The organism is Streptococcus sp. DD11, from assembly GCF_001578865.1.
GTDB lineage: Bacteria > Bacillota > Bacilli > Lactobacillales > Streptococcaceae > Streptococcus > Streptococcus panodentis.
The window spans coordinates 13,554-32,393 of sequence record NZ_KQ969397.1; the positions used below are offsets into that span (position 1 = coordinate 13,554).

The 18,840-nt window shown below is 47.9% G+C and carries 19 protein-coding genes, 1 tRNA gene and 1 pseudogene; 10 read left to right on the forward strand and 11 right to left on the reverse strand.

Annotation, left to right across the window (positions count from 1 at the left end):
• Both STRDD11_RS11085 and STRDD11_RS11090 read left to right on the forward strand, forming a co-directional pair.
• Window positions 1-1,250: phospho-sugar mutase (locus STRDD11_RS11085; protein WP_164828478.1), on the forward strand; the 1,250-nt coding region annotated here is incomplete at its 5' end.
• A gap of 124 nt (window positions 1,251-1,374) precedes the next feature.
• Entirely contained in the window at window positions 1,375-1,722 is a 348-nt protein-coding gene (locus STRDD11_RS11090) for a DUF6568 family protein (protein WP_128837358.1), read from the forward strand.
• A 49-nt stretch (window positions 1,723-1,771) separates the two neighbouring features.
• Here STRDD11_RS11090 and mutY read toward each other — a convergent pair whose 3' ends face one another.
• From mutY to STRDD11_RS11115, 5 genes are all read right to left on the reverse strand, one after another.
• Window positions 1,772-2,926 (reverse strand): A/G-specific adenine glycosylase, encoded by a 1,155-nt coding sequence (mutY, locus tag STRDD11_RS11095; RefSeq protein ID WP_128837359.1) that lies wholly within the window; start codon window positions 2,924-2,926, stop codon window positions 1,772-1,774.
• A 60-nt stretch (window positions 2,927-2,986) separates the two neighbouring features.
• A complete protein-coding gene (gene pta / locus STRDD11_RS11100; RefSeq protein ID WP_128837360.1) occupies window positions 2,987-3,964 on the reverse strand; it encodes a phosphate acetyltransferase in 978 nt (325 codons plus the stop codon).
• Window positions 3,965-4,225: 261 nt separating this feature from the next.
• A complete protein-coding gene (locus STRDD11_RS11105; RefSeq protein WP_128837361.1) occupies window positions 4,226-5,113 on the reverse strand; it encodes an RluA family pseudouridine synthase in 888 nt (295 codons plus the stop codon).
• Complete coding sequence (locus tag STRDD11_RS11110) at window positions 5,110-5,958, reverse strand: NAD kinase (protein ID WP_128837362.1); 849 nt, start codon at window positions 5,956-5,958, stop codon at window positions 5,110-5,112. Before STRDD11_RS11110 ends, STRDD11_RS11105 begins: the two co-directional genes overlap by 4 nt.
• Window positions 5,912-6,583, reverse strand: a complete 672-nt coding sequence (locus STRDD11_RS11115; protein ID WP_128837363.1) for a GTP diphosphokinase — start codon at window positions 6,581-6,583, stop codon at window positions 5,912-5,914. Before STRDD11_RS11115 ends, STRDD11_RS11110 begins: the two co-directional genes overlap by 47 nt.
• A 93-nt stretch (window positions 6,584-6,676) precedes the next feature.
• Here STRDD11_RS11115 and STRDD11_RS11120 point away from each other — a divergent pair, with 93 nt between their 5' ends.
• The 7 genes from STRDD11_RS11120 to STRDD11_RS11150 all read left to right on the forward strand — a co-directional run bounded on the left by STRDD11_RS11120 (window position 6,677) and on the right by STRDD11_RS11150 (window position 11,581).
• Complete coding sequence (locus STRDD11_RS11120; RefSeq protein ID WP_128837364.1) at window positions 6,677-7,237, forward strand: CYTH domain-containing protein; 561 nt, start codon at window positions 6,677-6,679, stop codon at window positions 7,235-7,237.
• A gap of 128 nt (window positions 7,238-7,365) precedes the next feature.
• The gene (locus STRDD11_RS11125; RefSeq protein ID WP_128837365.1) at window positions 7,366-8,337 is read left to right on the forward strand and encodes a ribose-phosphate diphosphokinase; all 972 of its coding nucleotides are present in this window, start codon (window positions 7,366-7,368) and stop codon (window positions 8,335-8,337) included.
• Complete coding sequence (locus STRDD11_RS11130) at window positions 8,334-9,446, forward strand: cysteine desulfurase family protein (protein WP_128837366.1); 1,113 nt, start codon at window positions 8,334-8,336, stop codon at window positions 9,444-9,446. Before STRDD11_RS11125 ends, STRDD11_RS11130 begins: the two co-directional genes overlap by 4 nt.
• A gap of 1 nt (window position 9,447) precedes the next feature.
• On the forward strand, window positions 9,448-9,795 hold the full coding sequence (locus tag STRDD11_RS11135) for a DUF1831 domain-containing protein (RefSeq protein WP_128837367.1): 348 nt from the start codon (window positions 9,448-9,450) through the stop codon (window positions 9,793-9,795).
• A gap of 96 nt (window positions 9,796-9,891) precedes the next feature.
• The gene (locus tag STRDD11_RS11140; protein WP_128837368.1) at window positions 9,892-10,113 is read left to right on the forward strand and encodes a DUF4649 family protein; all 222 of its coding nucleotides are present in this window, start codon (window positions 9,892-9,894) and stop codon (window positions 10,111-10,113) included.
• 103 nt (window positions 10,114-10,216) lie between these two features.
• Complete coding sequence (locus STRDD11_RS11145; protein WP_128837369.1) at window positions 10,217-10,864, forward strand: redox-sensing transcriptional repressor Rex; 648 nt, start codon at window positions 10,217-10,219, stop codon at window positions 10,862-10,864.
• A 24-nt stretch (window positions 10,865-10,888) separates the two neighbouring features.
• Window positions 10,889-11,581 carry a gamma-glutamyl-gamma-aminobutyrate hydrolase family protein gene (locus STRDD11_RS11150; RefSeq protein ID WP_128837370.1) on the forward strand — a complete coding sequence of 231 codons (693 nt, stop codon included), beginning with the start codon at window positions 10,889-10,891 and terminating at the stop codon, window positions 11,579-11,581.
• Here STRDD11_RS11150 and radC read toward each other — a convergent pair.
• The 3 genes from radC to gyrA form a co-directional block, all read right to left on the reverse strand.
• The gene (gene radC, locus STRDD11_RS11155) at window positions 11,578-12,261 is read right to left on the reverse strand and encodes a RadC family protein (protein WP_128837371.1); all 684 of its coding nucleotides are present in this window, start codon (window positions 12,259-12,261) and stop codon (window positions 11,578-11,580) included. The two genes, STRDD11_RS11150 and radC, sit on opposite strands and share 4 nt — an antisense overlap.
• Before the next feature lie 107 nt (window positions 12,262-12,368).
• Complete coding sequence (locus tag STRDD11_RS11160; RefSeq protein WP_128837372.1) at window positions 12,369-13,124, reverse strand: class A sortase; 756 nt, start codon at window positions 13,122-13,124, stop codon at window positions 12,369-12,371.
• 12 nt (window positions 13,125-13,136) lie between these two features.
• Entirely contained in the window at window positions 13,137-15,596 is a 2,460-nt protein-coding gene (gene gyrA, locus STRDD11_RS11165; protein WP_128837373.1) for a DNA gyrase subunit A, read from the reverse strand.
• Between the two features lie 198 nt (window positions 15,597-15,794).
• On the opposite strand from gyrA, the gene STRDD11_RS11170 reads away from it, so the two are divergent.
• Window positions 15,795-16,781, forward strand: a complete 987-nt coding sequence (locus STRDD11_RS11170) for an L-lactate dehydrogenase (protein ID WP_128837374.1) — start codon at window positions 15,795-15,797, stop codon at window positions 16,779-16,781.
• Window positions 16,782-17,201: 420 nt separating this feature from the next.
• On the opposite strand, the pseudogene STRDD11_RS14710 reads toward STRDD11_RS11170, so the two are convergent.
• From STRDD11_RS14710 to rpsA, 3 genes and pseudogenes are all read right to left on the reverse strand, one after another.
• Window positions 17,202-17,339 (reverse strand): annotated as a pseudogene (locus tag STRDD11_RS14710) (DNA mismatch repair protein MutT); the annotation flags it as partial.
• A 71-nt stretch (window positions 17,340-17,410) separates the two neighbouring features.
• A tRNA-Arg gene (locus STRDD11_RS11180) sits at window positions 17,411-17,482 on the reverse strand.
• 86 nt (window positions 17,483-17,568) lie between these two features.
• Complete coding sequence (rpsA, locus tag STRDD11_RS11185) at window positions 17,569-18,771, reverse strand: 30S ribosomal protein S1 (protein ID WP_128837375.1); 1,203 nt, start codon at window positions 18,769-18,771, stop codon at window positions 17,569-17,571.
• Window positions 18,772-18,840: the final 69 nt, after the last annotated feature.

The following is an 18,840-nucleotide window of genomic DNA, read 5'->3' on the forward strand; positions in this document are numbered from 1 at the left end:
GTGAAGACGGCGGACAGATGCCGCCGCATGACGCTGATGCTCTGACTGGCTACATTCGGGCCATCGAAAATCCATTTGCCATTGAAGTGGCGGATGTTGATGCTGAAAAAGCTTCCGGCCTGATTGAAGTTATTGGCGACGCCGTTGATACTGAATACCTCAAAGAAGTCAAGGGTGTCAATATCAATCAGCAGCTGATTGATGAATACGGCAAGGACATGAAGATTGTCTACACTCCTCTTCATGGTACTGGAGAAATGCTGGCCCGCCGTGCTTTGGCGCAGGCTGGATTTGACTCCGTTCAGGTGGTTGAAGCGCAGGCCGTGCCAGATCCTGACTTTTCAACGGTCAAATCTCCTAATCCAGAAAGTCAGGCAGCCTTTGCTCTGGCAGAGGAACTGGGCCGCGAGGTAGGCGCTGACGTGCTGGTGGCAACCGACCCTGACGCAGACCGGGTCGGCGTTGAAGTCCTCCAAAAAGACGGCAGCTACCTCAATCTCTCCGGCAACCAAATCGGGGCCATTATGGCTAAGTATATCCTGGAAGCACATAAAAATGCCGGTACCCTGCCTGCCAATGCTGCTCTCTGCAAGTCAATTGTATCCAGCGACTTAGTGACCAAGATTGCTGAAAGCTACGGTGCAGCCATGTTTAATGTCCTGACCGGCTTTAAGTTTATCGCTGAAAAAATTCAGGAGTTTGAAGAAAAACACAACCACACTTACATGATGGGCTTTGAGGAAAGCTTTGGCTACCTGATTAAGCCATTCGTCCGTGATAAGGATGCGATTCAGGCCGTTCTGGTGGTTGCTGAGCTGGCAGCCTACTACCGTTCCCGCGGTCTGACCTTGGCAGACGGCATCGAAGAAATCTACAAAGAATACGGCTACTTTGCAGAAAAGACTATTTCTGTAACCCTGTCCGGTGTTGACGGCGCTGAGCAAATCAAGGCTATCATGGGCAAATTCCGCGACAGTGCTCCTAAAGCATTCAATGCTGCAGCTGTTTCTGTGACAGAAGACTTTAAAGCCCAAACCTCCACGGCTGCAGACGGTACCGTGACGGCTCTGACAACGCCGCCAAGCGATGTGCTCAAGTACACCTTGGCTGACGGCTCTTGGATTGCGGTCCGCCCTTCCGGCACCGAGCCAAAAATAAAGTTTTACATTGCTGTTGTCGGCAGCAGCAGCGATGATGCTCAGGCAAAAATTGCTGCTATCGAAGCAGAAATCCAGGCTTTTATCAAATAAAAGCCATCCTATAGAGCAAGCAGCCAGAGATTGGATTTTCCATTCTCTGGTTTTCCGTTTCCAAATCAAGCATTTTTCTAAAATTTATGGCATACTAGTCTTATCAAAAGAAATGAGGATCATTATGGAACAATTTGCTCAAAACATTAAGGACCTAGAAGTGACAACTGTCGACCGCGCTCGCCAGGCAATTGCTGACAAGGAAACCGCAACCTTCTTCATCGGCCGCAAGACCTGTCCCTACTGCCGCAAATTTGCTGCAACCCTCGCCGGTGTTGTCGCAGAAACTAAAGCGCATGTTTTCTTCATCAACAGTGAAGAAGCCAGCGAGCTGGACAAGCTGCAGGCCTTCCGCTCCGAGTACGGCATTCCCACTGTGCCGGGCTTTGTTCATGTCAAGGACGGACAAGTCGCTGTTCGCTGCGATTCTTCTATGTCAGCAGATGAGATTAAAGCATTTGCTGCTTTGTAAAAACCGATGCAGTCAAAAATCTGAGACCGAATGGTTCTCAGATTTTTTGCTATTTTCTGGCTTGCTGGAAAGCTTCCCACATCTTCTGCTGCGGTTTTGCCAGAGGATAGGAAGCAAACTCCTCCGGAGTCAGCCACAAGACTTGACCTGCTGCGCCGTGCTCTCTGTCCTCTGTCCTGCCGTAAGTCAGCTGAATCTGCCACTTACGGTGGCTGAAAACATGCTGAACCCTGGGAAAGATCAACTCCTGCCAGTCGACTGCCAACTGATAATCCTGCTCAAAACTCTCCTGCGGTGAGAGTTCCAAAGCAGCTTCAGACTCGGCCGCTTCAAAGAGGTCCATTTGCTCTTCTCTGAATTCATCCACCTCGATCAGCGGAAAGTGCCAAAAACCCGACAAAAGCCCCGCAGCTTCATTTTTTTCCAGTAAGAACTGCCCCTGGGCATTTTCAACAATCAAGCCCTGCAGGTAGACTGGAACCGGTTTTTTCTTCGCTGCCTTTATTGGATACTTATCCATGGTCCCATGCAGATAGGCTGCACTGAATTCCCTGACCGGGCTGGCCTCTGGACGAGGATTGACCGGCGCCTCAATATCTGAGCCCAAGTCCATCAGCGCCTGATTGAAGTCCCCAGGCCGGTCCGGATCAATCAAAAGCTCCATCATGGCCTGAAACACCTTGCGATTGCTGGGAACCCCGATATCTAAGTCCACCTCAAACAGCCGGCTCAGCACCCGCATGACATTGCCATCCACCGCCGGCTCAGGCAGCCCGAAGGCAATGCTGGCAATAGCCCCAGCTGTATAAGGGCCGATGCCTTTGAGACTGGCAATCCCTTCGTAGCTATCAGGGAATTTCCCGTCGAAATTCGCCATCATCTGCTGGGCCGCCTTTTGCATATTGCGGACCCGGGAATAATACCCCAGCCCCTCCCAAGCCTTGAGCAGTTTTTCTTCCGGCGCTGCAGCCAAGTCGGCCGCAGTCGGAAACCAGTCCAGAAAGCGCTCATAGTAAGGGATAACGGTGTCTACCCGAGTCTGCTGCAGCATAATCTCCGAAATCCAGATATGATAGGGATTGCTGGTCCTGCGCCAAGGCAGGTCACGCTTGTTTTCATCATACCAGGCCAAGAGCTTCCGGCGGAAGGCGCCAATCTTCTCCTCCTCCCACATGACAATTCCATATTTCTTCAAATCTAACATAACTCTAGTATAGCATAAGAAAGCAAGGGCCACAAAAAGGAGAGCTCAGCCCTCCTCATTTTAATAATGCCCTACAGCCTGGCTGGCCGTAATCAATGTTAATTTATAGACATCATCCGCATTGCAGCCGCGGGACAGGTCGTTGACCGGATGGTTGAGTCCCTGCAGGATTGGCCCTACAGCTGAAAATCCGCCCAAGCGCTCTGCCATTTTATAACTGATATTCCCTGCTTCAATGCTGGGGAAGACAAAGACAGTCGCCTGTCCGGCAACAGGGCTGCCCGGCGCTTTCAGCTCAGCTGTAGCTGGAACGAAAGCTGCATCAAACTGAAGCTCGCCGTCAATTGCTAAATCCGGCCGCATTTCCTGAGCAATCTTGGTCGCCTCTACCACCTTGTCCACTTTCTCACCAAATCCAGACCCCTTGGTCGAATAGCTGAGCATGGCCACTTTAGGATCAATCCCAAAAATCTGTGCTGTCAAAGCCGAATTGATGGCAATTTCTGCCAGACTGGCAGCATCTGGATCAATATTGATAGCACAGTCACTGAAAATATAGCGCTCATCGCCGCGCACCATGAGAAAGGCTCCGGAAGTCCGAGAAACCCAAGGCAGGGTCTTAATGATTTGGAGAGCCGGCCGAACCGTTGCAGCAGTCGAATGAATAGCACCGGACACCATGCCTTGCACCTTGCCCAAATAAACCAGCATAACCCCAAAGTAGTTGACATCTTCCTTCAGCAGCTGACGGGCTTCATCAGCAGTGATTTTTCCCTTGCGGCGCTCAACAAAAGCTGCCACCATTTCTTCAAAGCAGGAACAGTTGGACGGATCAATCACCTGATAACCTTCGGTAACACCCTCGATTTCCAGATAGATACGGATTTTCTCTGGGTTGCCCAAAAGCACTGGGGTTACATTCGTTTCTTTGACCAAGCGTTTGGTCGCCTGCAAAATCCGCGGCTCTTCTCCCTCGGGCAGGACAATTTTAACTTCCTTGCCTTTCAGGGCTTCCCGGATAGAATCAAAAATTTTCATCGTTTTTTAAACTCCTTTGTTTCTTAAAATCTATATTCATGAAAGTGACACTGCCAGTCCAGCCGGAGGACTGGCTTACCGTCCTTCTGCTAGACGCAGCTTTACAGAAATACCGAACCTACGCTATGTTTACTATTTGTTTTTCATTGAGCAGCAGACTGCTGCTTCAAACACAGAACGCAGGACAGCGAGCAGTTCAAAGCAAGGCTTTTAATGAAAGAATCATTTAGAGCTGCTGAAGTTATCCATGAATAGAGGTTCCTAATTTTTAAATTTCTCAATCATGCGCTTAAAATCTTCCGGCAGGGGGCTGCCGCGCTCAATTTCCCGGCCGCTGAAGGCATTGTAAAATTTCAGGGAATGGCAATGCAGGGCCTGCCGGGCAATCCCCTCCTGCAGACTGCCCCCATAAAGATCATCGCCCAAAAGCGGAAAACCAATATGGGAAAAGTGAACACGGATCTGGTGTGTCCGCCCGGTGTGCAGGCGAATGTCCAGCAGATAGACATCACCGAAACGCTCCACTACCCGATAGCTGGTATGAGCATATTTACCATCCTTGACCACGCGCCGCGTGATGATACTCTCAGGATTGCGCCCAATCGGCGCGATAATCTCGCCCCGCTCCTCTAGGTCGCCTTCCCCCTTGACTAGAGCATAATAACGCTTTTCTATCACTTTTTTCTGCAGCTGCTGATCCAGCCGGGCATGGGCATACCCATGCTTGGCAAAGAGCATGAGCCCGCTGGTATCCTTATCCAGCCGCGTCGCAATATGCACCCGCTGATTTTCATACTCCCGGTCTATGTAGTATGCTTTGACAAAATTGGCCATCGTATTGGAATGATTGACACTGGGAATACTGGCCACACCGGCAGGCTTATCCAAGATCAAGAAATGCTGGTCTTCATATACCACCGATAAGTCCCGCCGAACCGCCTGCAGGGTCTCAAACCCTCTCTCTGCCGGAATATCCACCGTAACCCTGTCACCGACATCCAGCAGATAAACCGCATTCTGCAGCTGATCGTTAACCAAAATGCTGCCGCCCTGAAACTTAATCTTAGCCAGCAGCCCCTTGGAAATTTCCTGCTTTTTCAGAAAGGTTTTCACCTTGATATGCTCATCTGCAACAAATTCAAACCTCATTCCTGGCACTCTCCGATAAAGGAATCTCTGACCCGATTCCAAAAACTGGTGTGACTGGGCGAAGCAACAAAGTGAATCTTATGATTATCAATCTGATACTCAATGCGAACGATGTTTTTAAAGGAAAAAGTCTGATTGTCTACAGCGATGGTATGGTAGTCATTGCGGGTCGGCACCAGCTCGATCTTGTCCTTTTTGGGCACAATCACCGAGGAGCCTAGCGTTCGATAGACACGGTTGTTAAGGCTGGCAATTTCCGTCACCTGCAAGGCCTCGATGGTCGGATGCAAAACAGCTCCGCCCAGAGATTTATTGTAGGCAGTGCTGCCGGTCGGTGTGGAGACAGAGATTCCGTCACCTCTGAAACGCTCAAAGTGGACATGATTGATGATGACATCCGCCACCATGGTCCGGTCTGAACGCTTAATCGTCGCTTCATTAAGAGCTCGGATAACTCGGTTTTCCCCGTTTTCGAAGGTAATTTTGACATTTAAAATCGGATAGGAGACCTTGGCCCCTGTGTCCAGTTTCAGATTTTCAACCAGCTTATCCAGCTCAAAATCGCGATAATCCGTATAAAAGCCCAAATGGCCGGTATGGACACCGACAAAACGGACCTTATCCAGCTGCTGCTCATACTTGTGAAAGGCCGAAAGCAGCATGCCGTCACCGCCCACAGAAATCACGATATCGGGATTTTTGGGTGTCAGGATAAAGCCGCTGGTTCGGATTTTCTGCTTTAACTGCTGGTAGACTTCTTCACTCTGTCTTTTCCGATTGCGAATGATCGCTATTTTTTTATCTGTATTCTTCATCTGTATCGTCACTGTTTCCGACACCGTCATTGAGCTTGCGGTGCAGCGGATCAAAGAGAGCCTGCGCCTCCTGAATGGCGTCGCGGATAGCTCCCATTTCCTCATCAAGCTGGTAGGCCAGATTGGCCGTCGTTTCCAAACGTCGCTTGATTTCCTCCGGAAATTCTCCTTTATACTTGTAATTCAAAGAATGCTCAATGGTTGCCCAAAAGTTCATGGACAGGGTCCGTATCTGAATTTCAGCCAGAATCAGCTTGCTGCCATTAATGGTATCCACCGGATATTCAATGATGACATGATAGCTCCGATAGCCGCTGGCTTTTTTATTCTTAATGTAGTCCCGCTCCTGAATGATGCGCATATCTGTCCGCCGGCGCAGCACTTCCAGTACCTCATCGACATCATCAACAAATTGGACCATTACCCGCAGACCGGCAATATCCTGCATTTCCTGAGCGATGGTTTCCTCGCGGATTCCTCGCAGTGCCATCTTTTCTTTGATACTTTCAATCGGTTTGACCCGTCCGGTGACAAACTCGATAGGAGAATGGCGCTGCTGCTTGCGGTACTGCTTGCGAATCCCGCGGAGTTTGATCTTTAATTCTCCGACTGCCTGAATATAAGGGTCTAGGAATTCTTCCCATTCTATCGTCATACACTTACCTTGTCATATTGGAATTTTTTGTATAAAATAAACACAACTGTTATTATAACATAAATCGCTTTCAAAAAAAGAAAGGACCTGAAAATGAAGCATTTAGAAATTGAACTCAAAAGCATGCTGACTCAGCAGGAGCACGCGCAGCTCCTCCCCCTGTTTAAAAATCTCGACCCCGTCACTCAGACCAACTATTACATCGATTCGCCCAGCCGCTCCATCCGGCAGGCACACTTAACCCTGCGGCTGCGGACTTTTGAAAATGCAGCTGAGCTGACCCTGAAAATCCCTCAGAAAATCGGCCTGCTGGAGCACAATCAGGCACTGACTTTGAAAGAAACTGAAACTATTTTGCAAAACAACAGCCTTCCTCCGGGAAGAGTCCGTCAGCTGCTCCAAGAAAAGCAGATTCCTATAGAAGAGTTAACTGTTCTGGGCTCTCTTAAAACCATTCGCTATGAAAAGAAGACTGCTATCGGCCTGCTGGCTCTGGACCAAAGCCATTATTTCGGCAAGACAGACTATGAGCTGGAAGTTGAGGTCGAAAACCTTGAGCAGGGCAAAGAAAACTTTCAGCAATTCCTGCGGCAGCACAAGATCCACTACAAGCCCGCCAAAAGCAAGATAGCAAGATTTGCTGAAAACTTGTAAAAAAGCTGAAATAATCTTATTTTTCTGGTAAAATAAGAGATAGAAATCTAAGAGCCTGTCTTGATAAAGGTTGTGTTCATCCTTATAATCTGGGCTCCTAAAGAGACAAAAAGAGGACGGTCCATCTCATGTCAGATAAAAAAAATATGAAACTTTTCTCTCTCAACTCCAATCATGCCATTGCTGAAAAGATTGCTGCGGCTGCCGGAGTTCCTTTGGGCAAGCTTGCTTCCCGCCAGTTCTCAGACGGCGAGATTCAGATCAATATTGAAGAAAGCGTCCGCGGCTACGACATCTACATCATCCAGTCCACCAGTTTTCCGGTCAATAACCACCTGATGGAACTCCTGATCATGGTCGATGCCTGCAATCGGGCCAGCGCTAACACTGTCAATGTCGTTATGCCTTATTTTGGCTATGCCCGTCAAGACAGGACTGCTGCTCCCCGCGAGCCAATCACTGCCAAGCTGGTAGCCAATATGCTGGTGGGCGCAGGCGTTGACCGCGTGATTTCTCTGGATCTCCACGCTGTGCAGGTGCAGGGCTTCTTTGATATTCCGGTAGACAACCTCTTTACCATTCCTCTCTTTGCCAAGCACTACTGCGACATGGGCCTTACCGGCGAGGATGTAGTGGTGGTCAGCCCTAAAAATTCCGGAGTCAAGCGTGCCCGCAGTCTGGCTGAATATCTGGATGCTCCTATCGCTATTATTGACTACGGCGAGGATGAAGCTGGACGCTCAGAAGGCTATATCATCGGCGATGTAGCAGGCAAGAAAGCCATTCTCATTGACGATATTCTCAATACCGGCCGGACTTTCTCAGAAGCTGCCAAAATCGTTGACCGTGAGGGAGCGGTTGAGATTTATGCTGTTTCCAGCCACGGACTTTTTGTCGAAGGGGCCGCAGAACTGCTGGATCAAGTCCCTATCAAGGAAATTCTGGTGACTGACTCTGTGGCTACCAAGGAAAAAATTCCCCAAAACATCCACTACATTACAGCCAGCGAATTGATTGGCGATGCCATTGTCCGTATTCAGGAGAGAAAGCCAGTCAGCCCGCTTTTTGCCTATCAAAAGAAACAAAGGACAAATTCGTGATTTATTTAGATAACGCTGCTACGACTCCCTTGTCAGCTGCAGCCATTAAAGCAATGACAGAAGCTTTGACTGTCTTTGGGAATCCGTCCAGTATTCACGGCCACGGACGGGAAGCCAGCAAGCTGCTCAGGCAGGCACGTGCAGAAATTGCTCAGATTCTTCATACTGAGAGCAGGCATATCCTCTTTACCTCGGGCGGCACAGAAAGCAATAATACTGCTATCAAAGGCTATGCTCTTCGCCATCAGGACAGGGGAAAACATATCATCACAACGGCTATTGAGCATCACGCTGTCTTAGAGACAGTTGAGTATTTAGTAGAAAAATTCGGCTTTGAAGCGACGGTTATTCAGCCAGTTGACGGACAGATTCGGGCGATAGACATCCAGCAGGCTCTCAGGCCGGATACCATTCTTGTATCAGTCATGGCTGTTAATAATGAGACCGGCGATTTGCTTCCGATTAAGGAAATCGGTCAGCTCTTAAAAGACCACCCGGCAGCCTTCCATGTAGATGCTGTGCAGGCCATTGGCAAAGTCCCTCTTTACCCAAAGGAGCTGGGAATCGACTTTCTCAGTGCTTCTGCTCATAAATTCCACGGTCCAAAGGGAGTCGGCTTCCTCTATGCCGACAGGATGGACTTTGACCGCTTTCTGCATGGCGGCGACCAAGAAGAAAAACACCGGGCCGGCACCGAGAACTTACTGTCTATTCTGGGAATGGCGGCTGCACTGTCAGAAAGCGCTGAACATCTGAAAGAAAATCTGGCCCACGCTCAGCTCCTAAAGGACAGACTCCTGACAGATTTAGCCGGTCTGGACTTCTATGTAAACGAAAGTCCGTCCAGCCTGCCCTATGTCATCAATCTGGGCTTTCCCCAGCAGAAAAACGATCTGCTCCTGCTCCAACTAGACCTAAAGGGATTTTCTGTCTCTACCGGTTCCGCCTGTACAGCGGGGACTGTTCAGCCCAGCCATGTCCTGCAGGCTCTCTATGGAGATGATTCTGAGCGTCTGGGAGAATCCATCCGTATCAGTACCTCAGACCAAAACACCATCGAAGAAATAGACTATTTCAGCAAAACTTTAAAAGAAATTTTAGGAGGATAAGATGGCCTTTCAAACATCTGTTAGCTTAGCAAACTGTGAGTTTACCTACTCACTTCACCCCAATGTTAAAAAATTCACCCTGCGCGACAATACTTTTGCCCAAACCAAAGTCGGCAATTACGAACTGTCCCGCCTGCTGGAAGCCGTTCCCAACAGCGGCAATGGCTTTCTGCTGAAAATCATCATCAACAAAGACCTGACAGGCTTCAAGATTAATATCACCGATAAATCCGGACTGCGCCTGGTCAATATTTTCAAGTCGGCTGACAATGACATTCTTCAGCAAAAATTCTACTTCCTTATGGACAGTCTGGTAGAAAGACATATCTTTGAAAAAACACCCCAATAAGCAAAGTTCCTGCAATTTTGCTTTTTTCTTATCAGAACGGCCTGCAGGCGTCCGGAAATTTGAAAGCACAGCAGACAGAAAGGAGAATACAGCACAATGATTGAGCTCATCTACTTAGACTCTTACAAGGTCCAACGGACCTTGACCTATCAAGACTTTGACGAGTTTTTACTGGCCTTTTCGGGCTGCGTCACTGTCCCTGATGACCGGCCGGTCATCTCAATCAGCTATAAAGGACAGGCGCTCCCTTTTGAAGGCAAAATCGGCGATTTATACCGGCAGATGACAAAATTGGACTTAGATACCTATCGGGATTGAGTTATAGCTGCCGGTAAGACCTGCCCGAAGATTTTTCCTATATAAAACTAGTTGATTTTTTCACAAACTTTCTATAAAATAGAGTTAGAAAGGTCGTGATTTTGTGAAATCTGAAAAAAACACTGCAATTCCCCGCGCAACTGCCAAGAGACTTTCGCTCTATTACCGTATTTTTAAGCGCTTCAATGCCGAAAAAATCGAGAAAGCCAATTCCAAGCAGATTGCAGAGGCTATTGGGATTGACTCAGCTACTGTCAGGCGGGATTTTTCTTATTTTGGTGAATTAGGCCGCCGTGGCTTTGGCTACGATGTCAAAAAACTGATGAACTTTTTTGCCGATCTGCTCAATGACAACTCCATCACCAATGTCATGATTGTCGGCGTCGGCAATATGGGCCGTGCTCTTCTGCACTATCGTTTTCATGAGCGCAATAAAATGAAGGTTGTCATGGCCTTTGATACGGATGACCACCCCGATGTCGGCACCATCACCAAAGACGGAATCCCTATTTACGGAATTTCCCAAATCAAACAAAAGGTACAGTCTGGAAATGTGCAGACAGCCATTCTGACTGTACCCAGCATAAAGGCTCAGGAAGTCGCTTCTGTTCTGGTCGAAGCGGGTATCAAGGGAATTCTCTGCTTCTCACCGGTCCACCTGTCCCTGCCCAAGGATGTTGTTGCCCAATATGTCGATCTGACCAGTGAGCTGCAGACCTTGCTCTACTTCATGAGAAAGAATGAAAATTAAGATAAGAGAGGTAGCCATTACTCTATGAGTAAACCAATTATTGGAATAACCGGAAATGAAAGAACACTCCCCGATGATCAATTCGTCCATATGAGCTATACTGCCACCGGATTTGTCGAGGGGGTCAAAGAAGTTGGCGGAATTCCAATGATTCTGCCAATCGGCGATAAGGAATCAGCCCAGCAGTATATTTCTGTCATTGACAAATTGATTATCACCGGCGGCCAAAATGTTTCCCCGCAATTTTACGGGGAAGAAAAGACGATTGACAGCGATGACTATCTGCTGAAAAGGGATGTTTTTGAATTGGCTTTGATTCAGGAAGCCCGCCGGCAAAAGAAGCCTATCTTTACAGTCTGCCGCGGTACCCAGCTCTATAATGTCGCTCTGGGCGGCACCCTGCATCAGGATATTGAAGACCACTGGCAGGACCGCTCTGCAGAGTATACTACTCAAAGCATGGTAACCAAAAACGGCTCTGTGCTGCATGAAATTTACGGTCCGGCTTCTGAGATCAATTCATTCCACCACCAAAGCATCAAGGATTTGGCAGCTAATCTGGAGGTAATCGCTTATGACCCGCGCGACAAGGTCGTTGAAGCGGTTACTTCCACTGACGGCAGCCCCTTTCTCGGTGTCCAGTGGCATCCGGAATTTCTTTTTGGCTCCCATGAAGGCGATTTAGCTCTCTTTGACTATGTCGTCAATAGGCTTTAGATGATATCCGTCTCTTCACGATAGCTGTAATAATTGGTCTTCGCCACAATCAAATGATCCAAGAGAACCAACCCCATCATCTCGCAGGCTTCCTTCATATGCTGGGTCACCTCGTCGTCATTTTTGCTGGGAACGACAGACCCCGACGGATGATTGTGGACCAATATAATGGAAGTCGCCAGATGTTTGAGGGCATAATGGAGAATTTCCCGCGGTTCTGCAATGCTTCTGGTCACCGTTCCTATGAAGATCGTCTGCTGATGAAGGATCTGATTCTGACTGTTGAGATAGATGGCTACCAAGCATTCCTGCCTCATATCCCCCAGCTCCTGCTGCATCTTCTGAGCCAGCTTTTGACTGCCCATGATTTGCTCCATCTGCAGCACCTCAGCCCGATTGATACGCCGGCCCAGTTCAATGACGGCTTGCAGCTCGACAGCTTTTATGGGGCCAATCCCTGAAATGGTCTGCAATTCCTGCAGAGTCAGATACTTCAGATCGTTCAAATGGGAAATAGAAGATAAGATTTTTTGAGAAACTTGGAAGACAGTTTCTTTTTTGTTGCCTGTTCTAAGAAAAATGGACAGCAGCTCCTGATTGCTGAGCTTCTCTGCTCCCTCCCTCATCAAACGCTCCCGCGGCATCATGCTCCGATCGTCCTGAAATGAAATACTATACATAGAAACCTCCTTACCTTACTATTCGAAAAAGGCTGCAAAAAAACACCCCAGATGCTAGAATCTCTCTAACTCTTGGGGTGAATTTTATTAATTTCTGATTTCTGGCATTAAATCTGCATCTGATTATAGGACTTACTGAAGGATTCCAGAACTTCCTTAGGAGCCTTGTCGTACTCAATAGAGCCTTCCAGCGTTCCCTTGACAATCGTCCGATTGGTGGCAGCTGCATCCTCACAGGTCACTAGAGTAATCTCGGCAACGCCTTCGGTGTCATCAATCACATCAATCCGATCCGGTGTCACCGTTTCTACACTGGTGATAACATAGGTATAAACCTTTTCCTTATCGGTGATATAGATTTTCATGCCTGCTTTGGCACGGTCCAGCGGGGAAAAGAGCATATCGCTGGCACCCGTAATGCCAAAGACATGATGGCTGGCAAGAGCATAATTGCCTTGGCCCATCTGCTGGCTTTCTTTCATCGTGCCTGCACCGTAATAGAGACCGGCATTGTCCAAGCCCTTGAAAATCGGCAGGTTCATGGACACCTCCGGAATGGAGATACCGCCGATGACCGGCAGCTGCTGCGCTTTCCACTGGGCATTGATGACTGCTTCTGTGGAAAGCGATTCTACCTTATTAAAATCAAAACTGGTCTCAGCATTTTTATTTTTATCAATCGACTCTTTGGAAACCTTGCTGACCTGATATTGGTTGGTATGCCAGACCATGATCATATTTCGGATTTGCGCATTAAAGATTAGGGCAAGGGCCACAATAATCAATAGCGTCGCAATGATATTGATAAAAATATTTCTTTTGCTGCGTTTTTGTCTTCTTTGACTTCTTTTACCTTGTACCATATAGGCCCTCTTTTATGATTCGTTTTCTTCCTCTGCTGCATCATCTTTTTCGTCTGCTTCAACCGTCGTAAAGGTAACAATCTGCGCATCCTGATCTAAACGCATAACCTTAACCCCCATAGTGGAGCGGCCTGTCTGTGAAATATTGGCTACACCGGTACGAATAATCACCCCGGTATTGGTAATAATCATCAGATCTTCCTCACCGGAAACCGTCATCAGACCTGCCAGAGAACCGTTCTTTTCAGTGATATTGGCTGTCTTGATTCCTTTTCCGCCGCGTCCCTTGGTCGGGTATTCGCTGGCTAAAGTCCGCTTGCCGTATCCCTTCTCAGTAATAATCAGCACTTCATCTCCGTCTGAAACAACGCTGGCGCCGACGACACAGTCTCCTTCGCGTAGGCTGACCCCGCGGACACCTGTCGCAAGACGGCTCATATTCCGCACGGCCGTTTCATTAAAGCGGACAGAATAGCCGAATTTCGTCCCGATAATGACATCAGCTGCACCATCCGTCAGAAAGACATTGATCAGCTCATCCTCTTCCTTAAGGTTCAAGGCTTTCAGACCATTCTGGCGGATATTGGCAAACTCTGTCACACTGGTCCGTTTGACTACGCCATGACGGGTAGTAAAGAAAAGATAGGAATCATCGCTGTGATCTTGCTCCACATTGATAATGGTCTGAATTGTTTCTCCCTCATCCAACTTCAGGAGATTGACGATTGGCAGCCCTTTGGCAGTCCGGCCGTATTCAGGAATTTCATAGCCTTTGAGGCGGTAAACCCGGCCCTTATTCGTAAAGAAGAGCAGGCGGTCATGAGTGCTGGTGGAGACCAGCTCTTTGACGAAATCATCATCTTTGACACCTGTCCCCTGAACTCCGCGGCCTCCGCGTTTCTGAGCTGTAAACTCAGTCTGATTGAGCCGTTTGATATAGCCCTTATTTGAAAGAGTAATCAGAACGTCTGCTTCTTCAATCAAATCCTCATCTTCCAGAGAAAGGACTTCACCGACCATGAGCTCTGTCCGGCGGTCGTCCGCAAACTTCCGCTTCACTTCGTCCAGCTCTTCCTTGATAATCGCCACAACCCGCTCAGGCTTGGCCAAAATATCTGCCAAATCTGCAATCAGAGCAATCAATTCATCGTACTCAGACTGAATCTTATCGCGTTCCAAGCCGGTCAGACGGCGCAGACGCATATCCAGAATAGCCTGACTCTGACGCTCTGACAGCTCAAATTTGGCCATCAATTCAGCCTGAGCCTCCGCATCTGTCTCGCTGTTGCGGATAATACGGATGACTTCGTCAATATGGTCCAGCGCAATCAGGAGACCGGCTAAAATGTGAGCCCGGGCCTCAGCTTTTTCCTTGTCAAAAACGGTCCGGCGGGTCACCACTTCCTTCTGATGCTCAATGTAAGCAGAAAGAATTTCACGCAGGGAAAGAATCTTCGGCACGCCGTTTTGAATCGCCAGCATATTAAAGCTGAAGTTAGTCTGCATCTGGGTCAGCTTGAAAAGATTGTTCAAGATGACATGGGCAGAAGCATCGCGTCTGACCTCAATCACAAAGCGAACTCCCTCGCGGTTGGATTCATCGCGAACAGCAGTAATACCGTCAATCCGCTTTTCCTGCACCAGACGGACAATATGCTCATGAACCTTGGTTTTATTCACCATATAAGGAAATTCTGTCACCACGATCCGCTCCCGGCCTGTCTTGGTCTCCTCAATCTCTGTCCGCGAGCGCAGAACAATGGAGCCCTTACCAGTCTCATAGGCCCGGTGGATGCCAGATTTGCCCATAACCAGAGCACCGGTCGGGAAGTCCGGTCCTGGCAGCACTTCCATTATGTCCCGTGTCGTCGCCTCCGGATTGTCCATGACCAGTTTCACAGCATCAATGGCTTCTCCTAGATTGTGAGGCGGGATATTGGTGGCCATTCCGACAGCAATCCCGGTCGCTCCGTTAACCAGCAGATTCGGAAAACGGGCCGGCAGAACAACCGGCTCTTTTTCGCTGGCATCATAGTTATCGCTGAAATCAACAGTGTTTTTATTAATGTCCCGCAGCATTTCCAGAGCAATTTTGCTCATCCGGGCTTCTGTATAACGCTGAGCAGCGGCGCCGTCTCCGTCCATGGAGCCAAAGTTTCCATGGCCGTCTACCAGCATATAGCGATAGCTCCACCACTGAGCCATCCGCACCATTGCCTCATAGATGGAAGAGTCCCCGTGCGGGTGGTATTTACCCATGACATCCCCTGTGATACGGGCTGACTTCTTATGAGGCTTATCAGGAGTAACCCCCAGCTCATTCATTCCATAGAGAATCCGGCGGTGAACCGGCTTGAGACCGTCGCGAACATCCGGAAGCGCCCGTGCTACGATAACGCTCATGGCATAATCGATGAAACTGGTCTTCATTTCGCTGGTCAGATTCACATTTACTAAGTTTCTGTCTTGCATTAAAAAAATGCCTTTCTGTTCTTTTCAATCACCCTACAATTATACCACATTTTCTTGAATTTTTCAGCATTTTGAAGCTCTTGTAAAAACGTTTACATCGCCTAAAGACCAAAGTTGTCCGTGACAAAATATAGCAAAAGTGGTAGAATGAATATGTATGGGGAATACTTCCCTAAAAAAATTAAGGAGATGTTTAGAATGACTGCTACTAAACAACACAAAAAAGTTATCCTTGTGGGTGACGGTGCCGTAGGTTCATCCTACGCTTTCGCTCTTGTTAACCAAGGAATCGCTCAGGAACTTGGTATTATTGAAATCCCTCAATTATTCGACAAGGCTGTCGGTGATGCCGAAGACCTCAGCCACGCCCTTGCTTTCACTTCGCCAAAGAAAATCTACGCAGCGACCTATGCAGACTGTGCCGACGCTGATTTGGTTGTCATTACTGCCGGTGCTCCGCAAAAACCAGGCGAAACCCGTCTTGACTTGGTCGGAAAAAATCTGGCCATCAACAAATCAATCGTGACACAAGTCGTTGAATCAGGCTTCAACGGTATCTTCCTTGTGGCAGCCAACCCAGTTGACGTTTTGACTTACTCAACTTGGAAATTCTCAGGCTTCCCTAAAGAGCGTGTTATCGGTTCTGGTACTTCCCTTGACTCCGCTCGTTTCCGTCAGGCCCTTGCTGCTAAAATCGGCATCGATGCCCGTTCAGTCCACGCCTACATCATGGGTGAGCACGGTGATTCTGAGTTTGCTGTCTGGTCACATGCCAATGTTGCCGGAGTAAAATTGGAGCAATGGCTGCAGGACAACCGCGACCTCAACGAAGAAGACCTTGTTGAACTCTTCATCTCCGTCCGTGACGCTGCTTACTCTATCATCAATAAGAAAGGGGCTACTTACTACGGTATCGCAGTTGCTTTGGCTCGTATCACCAAAGCTATCCTTGACGATGAAAATGCTGTATTGCCATTGTCAGTCTTCCAGGAAGGCCAGTATGGCGTTGAAAATGTCTTCATTGGTCAACCAGCTATCGTCGGCGCTCACGGGATCGTCCGTCCAGTAAATATCCCTCTCAACGACGCAGAAACTCAAAAAATGCAAGCTTCTGCTAAAGAACTGCAGGCAATCATTGATGAAGCATGGCAAAATCCTGAATTCCAAGCAGCATCTAAAAACTAGGCATTCAAAAACAGCTCCCCTTAATCCAGGAGGCTGTTTTTTTGATCACTCATTTCTCCGATACAAACCGTTCTGACAGATAGGGAACCAGCAGCTGCCCCTCCATCTCGTCTAAAGAGGAAACCCAGCGATAGGTGCTGTGCTCTTCGGAATCTAGGATAAGAGGCCCTTTTCTCCTGCAGCACCCCGCTGTAGATTAAGCGCGCAAAAACCGCCTGATTCTCACTGTCACAAACTGGCTGCCATCATGAATGATATCGTCAGTTAGTTTATCTTTTATTCCGTCGTTAACTCGCCTTGCCGTATCTCAGTACAGCCTGCGGCTCGTTGCCTAGTACTAAAGGCAAACTAAAGGACTATATCCCCATAATCTCTACCAGCTGGCTGGACTTCTTCCAATCATTCTCAGAATGCTGCCTAACGCGGCAGCTCACTTTCTTCGAACCCGCAGCCAGGAATATCCCAACACATTAGGAAGCCCACGCTTTATTTTCGAGCATTTGAAAAGCAAATACTTTCCGACTTTCTCAATTCTTTCTCAATCAAGAGATGAGCGATTCATTTTACTGTCACGACATTTCCCTCAAAATAAATAAAAAAAGGACTCTGACAAGTCCAAGCTTCAGTCATCCACCCTGAGAGAATCGAACTCCCATCTCAAGAACCGGAATCTTACGTGATATCCATTACACTAAGGGTGGCAACTAATACATTATAACCGATTTTCACCAAAAATACAAGTCAAAATAAGAAAAGAAGTCGAGAAATCTCAACTTCTTTTAATTTTTTACAGTTCAATGTCGCCAAAGAGATCAGCCATTGAGAATCCAGTTTGAGTTTCTGGAAGTTCAAAGTCACGTTTTTCCTGACGTTTTGGACGGCGTGGGCGTGATTGACGCTTCTCATCTTTTTGGCCTTCTTCTTGAGCTGGACGCTCTTCAAGAGCCTTGATAGAGAGAGACACACGCTCGTCAGCAGCATTCACTTCAAGAACTTTCACAGTGACTTCCTGACCGACTTTCAGAGCGTCTTTAGGGCTTTCCACACGCTTGTGGGAAATTTGTGAAATGTGAACCAAGCCATCAATACCTGGCAACACTTCCACGAAAGCACCGAAATCAGTCAGACGCTTAACTGTTCCCTCAATCACATCGCCAGCAGCAAGCTTTTGCTCAACGCCATCCCACGGTCCAGGGGTTGTTGCCTTCAGAGACAGTGATACACGGCCTTCTTCTTCGTTCAGATCCAGAACTTTCACTTCGATTTCGTCGCCAACTGTAACAACAGACTTAGGTGAAACATTGCGCTCATGAGACAGCTCAGTCAAGTGAACCAAACCGTCAACGCCGCCAAGGTCAATGAAAGCACCGAAGCTGGTGATACGGGCAACTTTACCAGTCACAACATCGCCAACATTCAATTTACCAAATACTTCAGCACGGGCTGCAGCAGCTTCTGCTTCTACAACTTCACGGCGTGAAAGGATAAAGCGGTTTTCTTTTGGATCTACTTCTTTAATTTTTGCGTCAAATTCTTGACCTACAAAACGCTCAGTATTGCGAACGAAACGAGTATCGAGCATAGAAGCCGGAATAAATCCGCGCAGTCCTTCAAACTCTACCGAAAGTCCGCCTTTAACAGCACGAGTGCCCTTAACAGTGACAATTTCTTCTTCACGGCCAACCAATTTGTCCCAAGCTTTGCGAGCTTCTAAACGTTTTTTAGATACCAGGTAAGTCACTGTATCAGTATCTTTACCTACTACTTGACGAAGAACAAGCAATTCAAGTGTTTCGCCTGGTTTTACAAGGTCGTTGATGTCAGCGTCACGCTCATTTGTCAGCTCACGAAGAGTCAAGACACCTTCAACACCAGTTCCAGCGATTGCAACATTAGCTTGGTTAGCGTCAACCGTCAAAACTTCAGCAGTAACGACGTCACCTGGCTCAACTTGGCTAACACTGTTTAGCAAATCTTCAAATTCATTCATCTAAAAAAATCCTCCAACAATCAAGTATAAAACTTGACATACAATTTAATTATTTTCCTAAGCACCCGC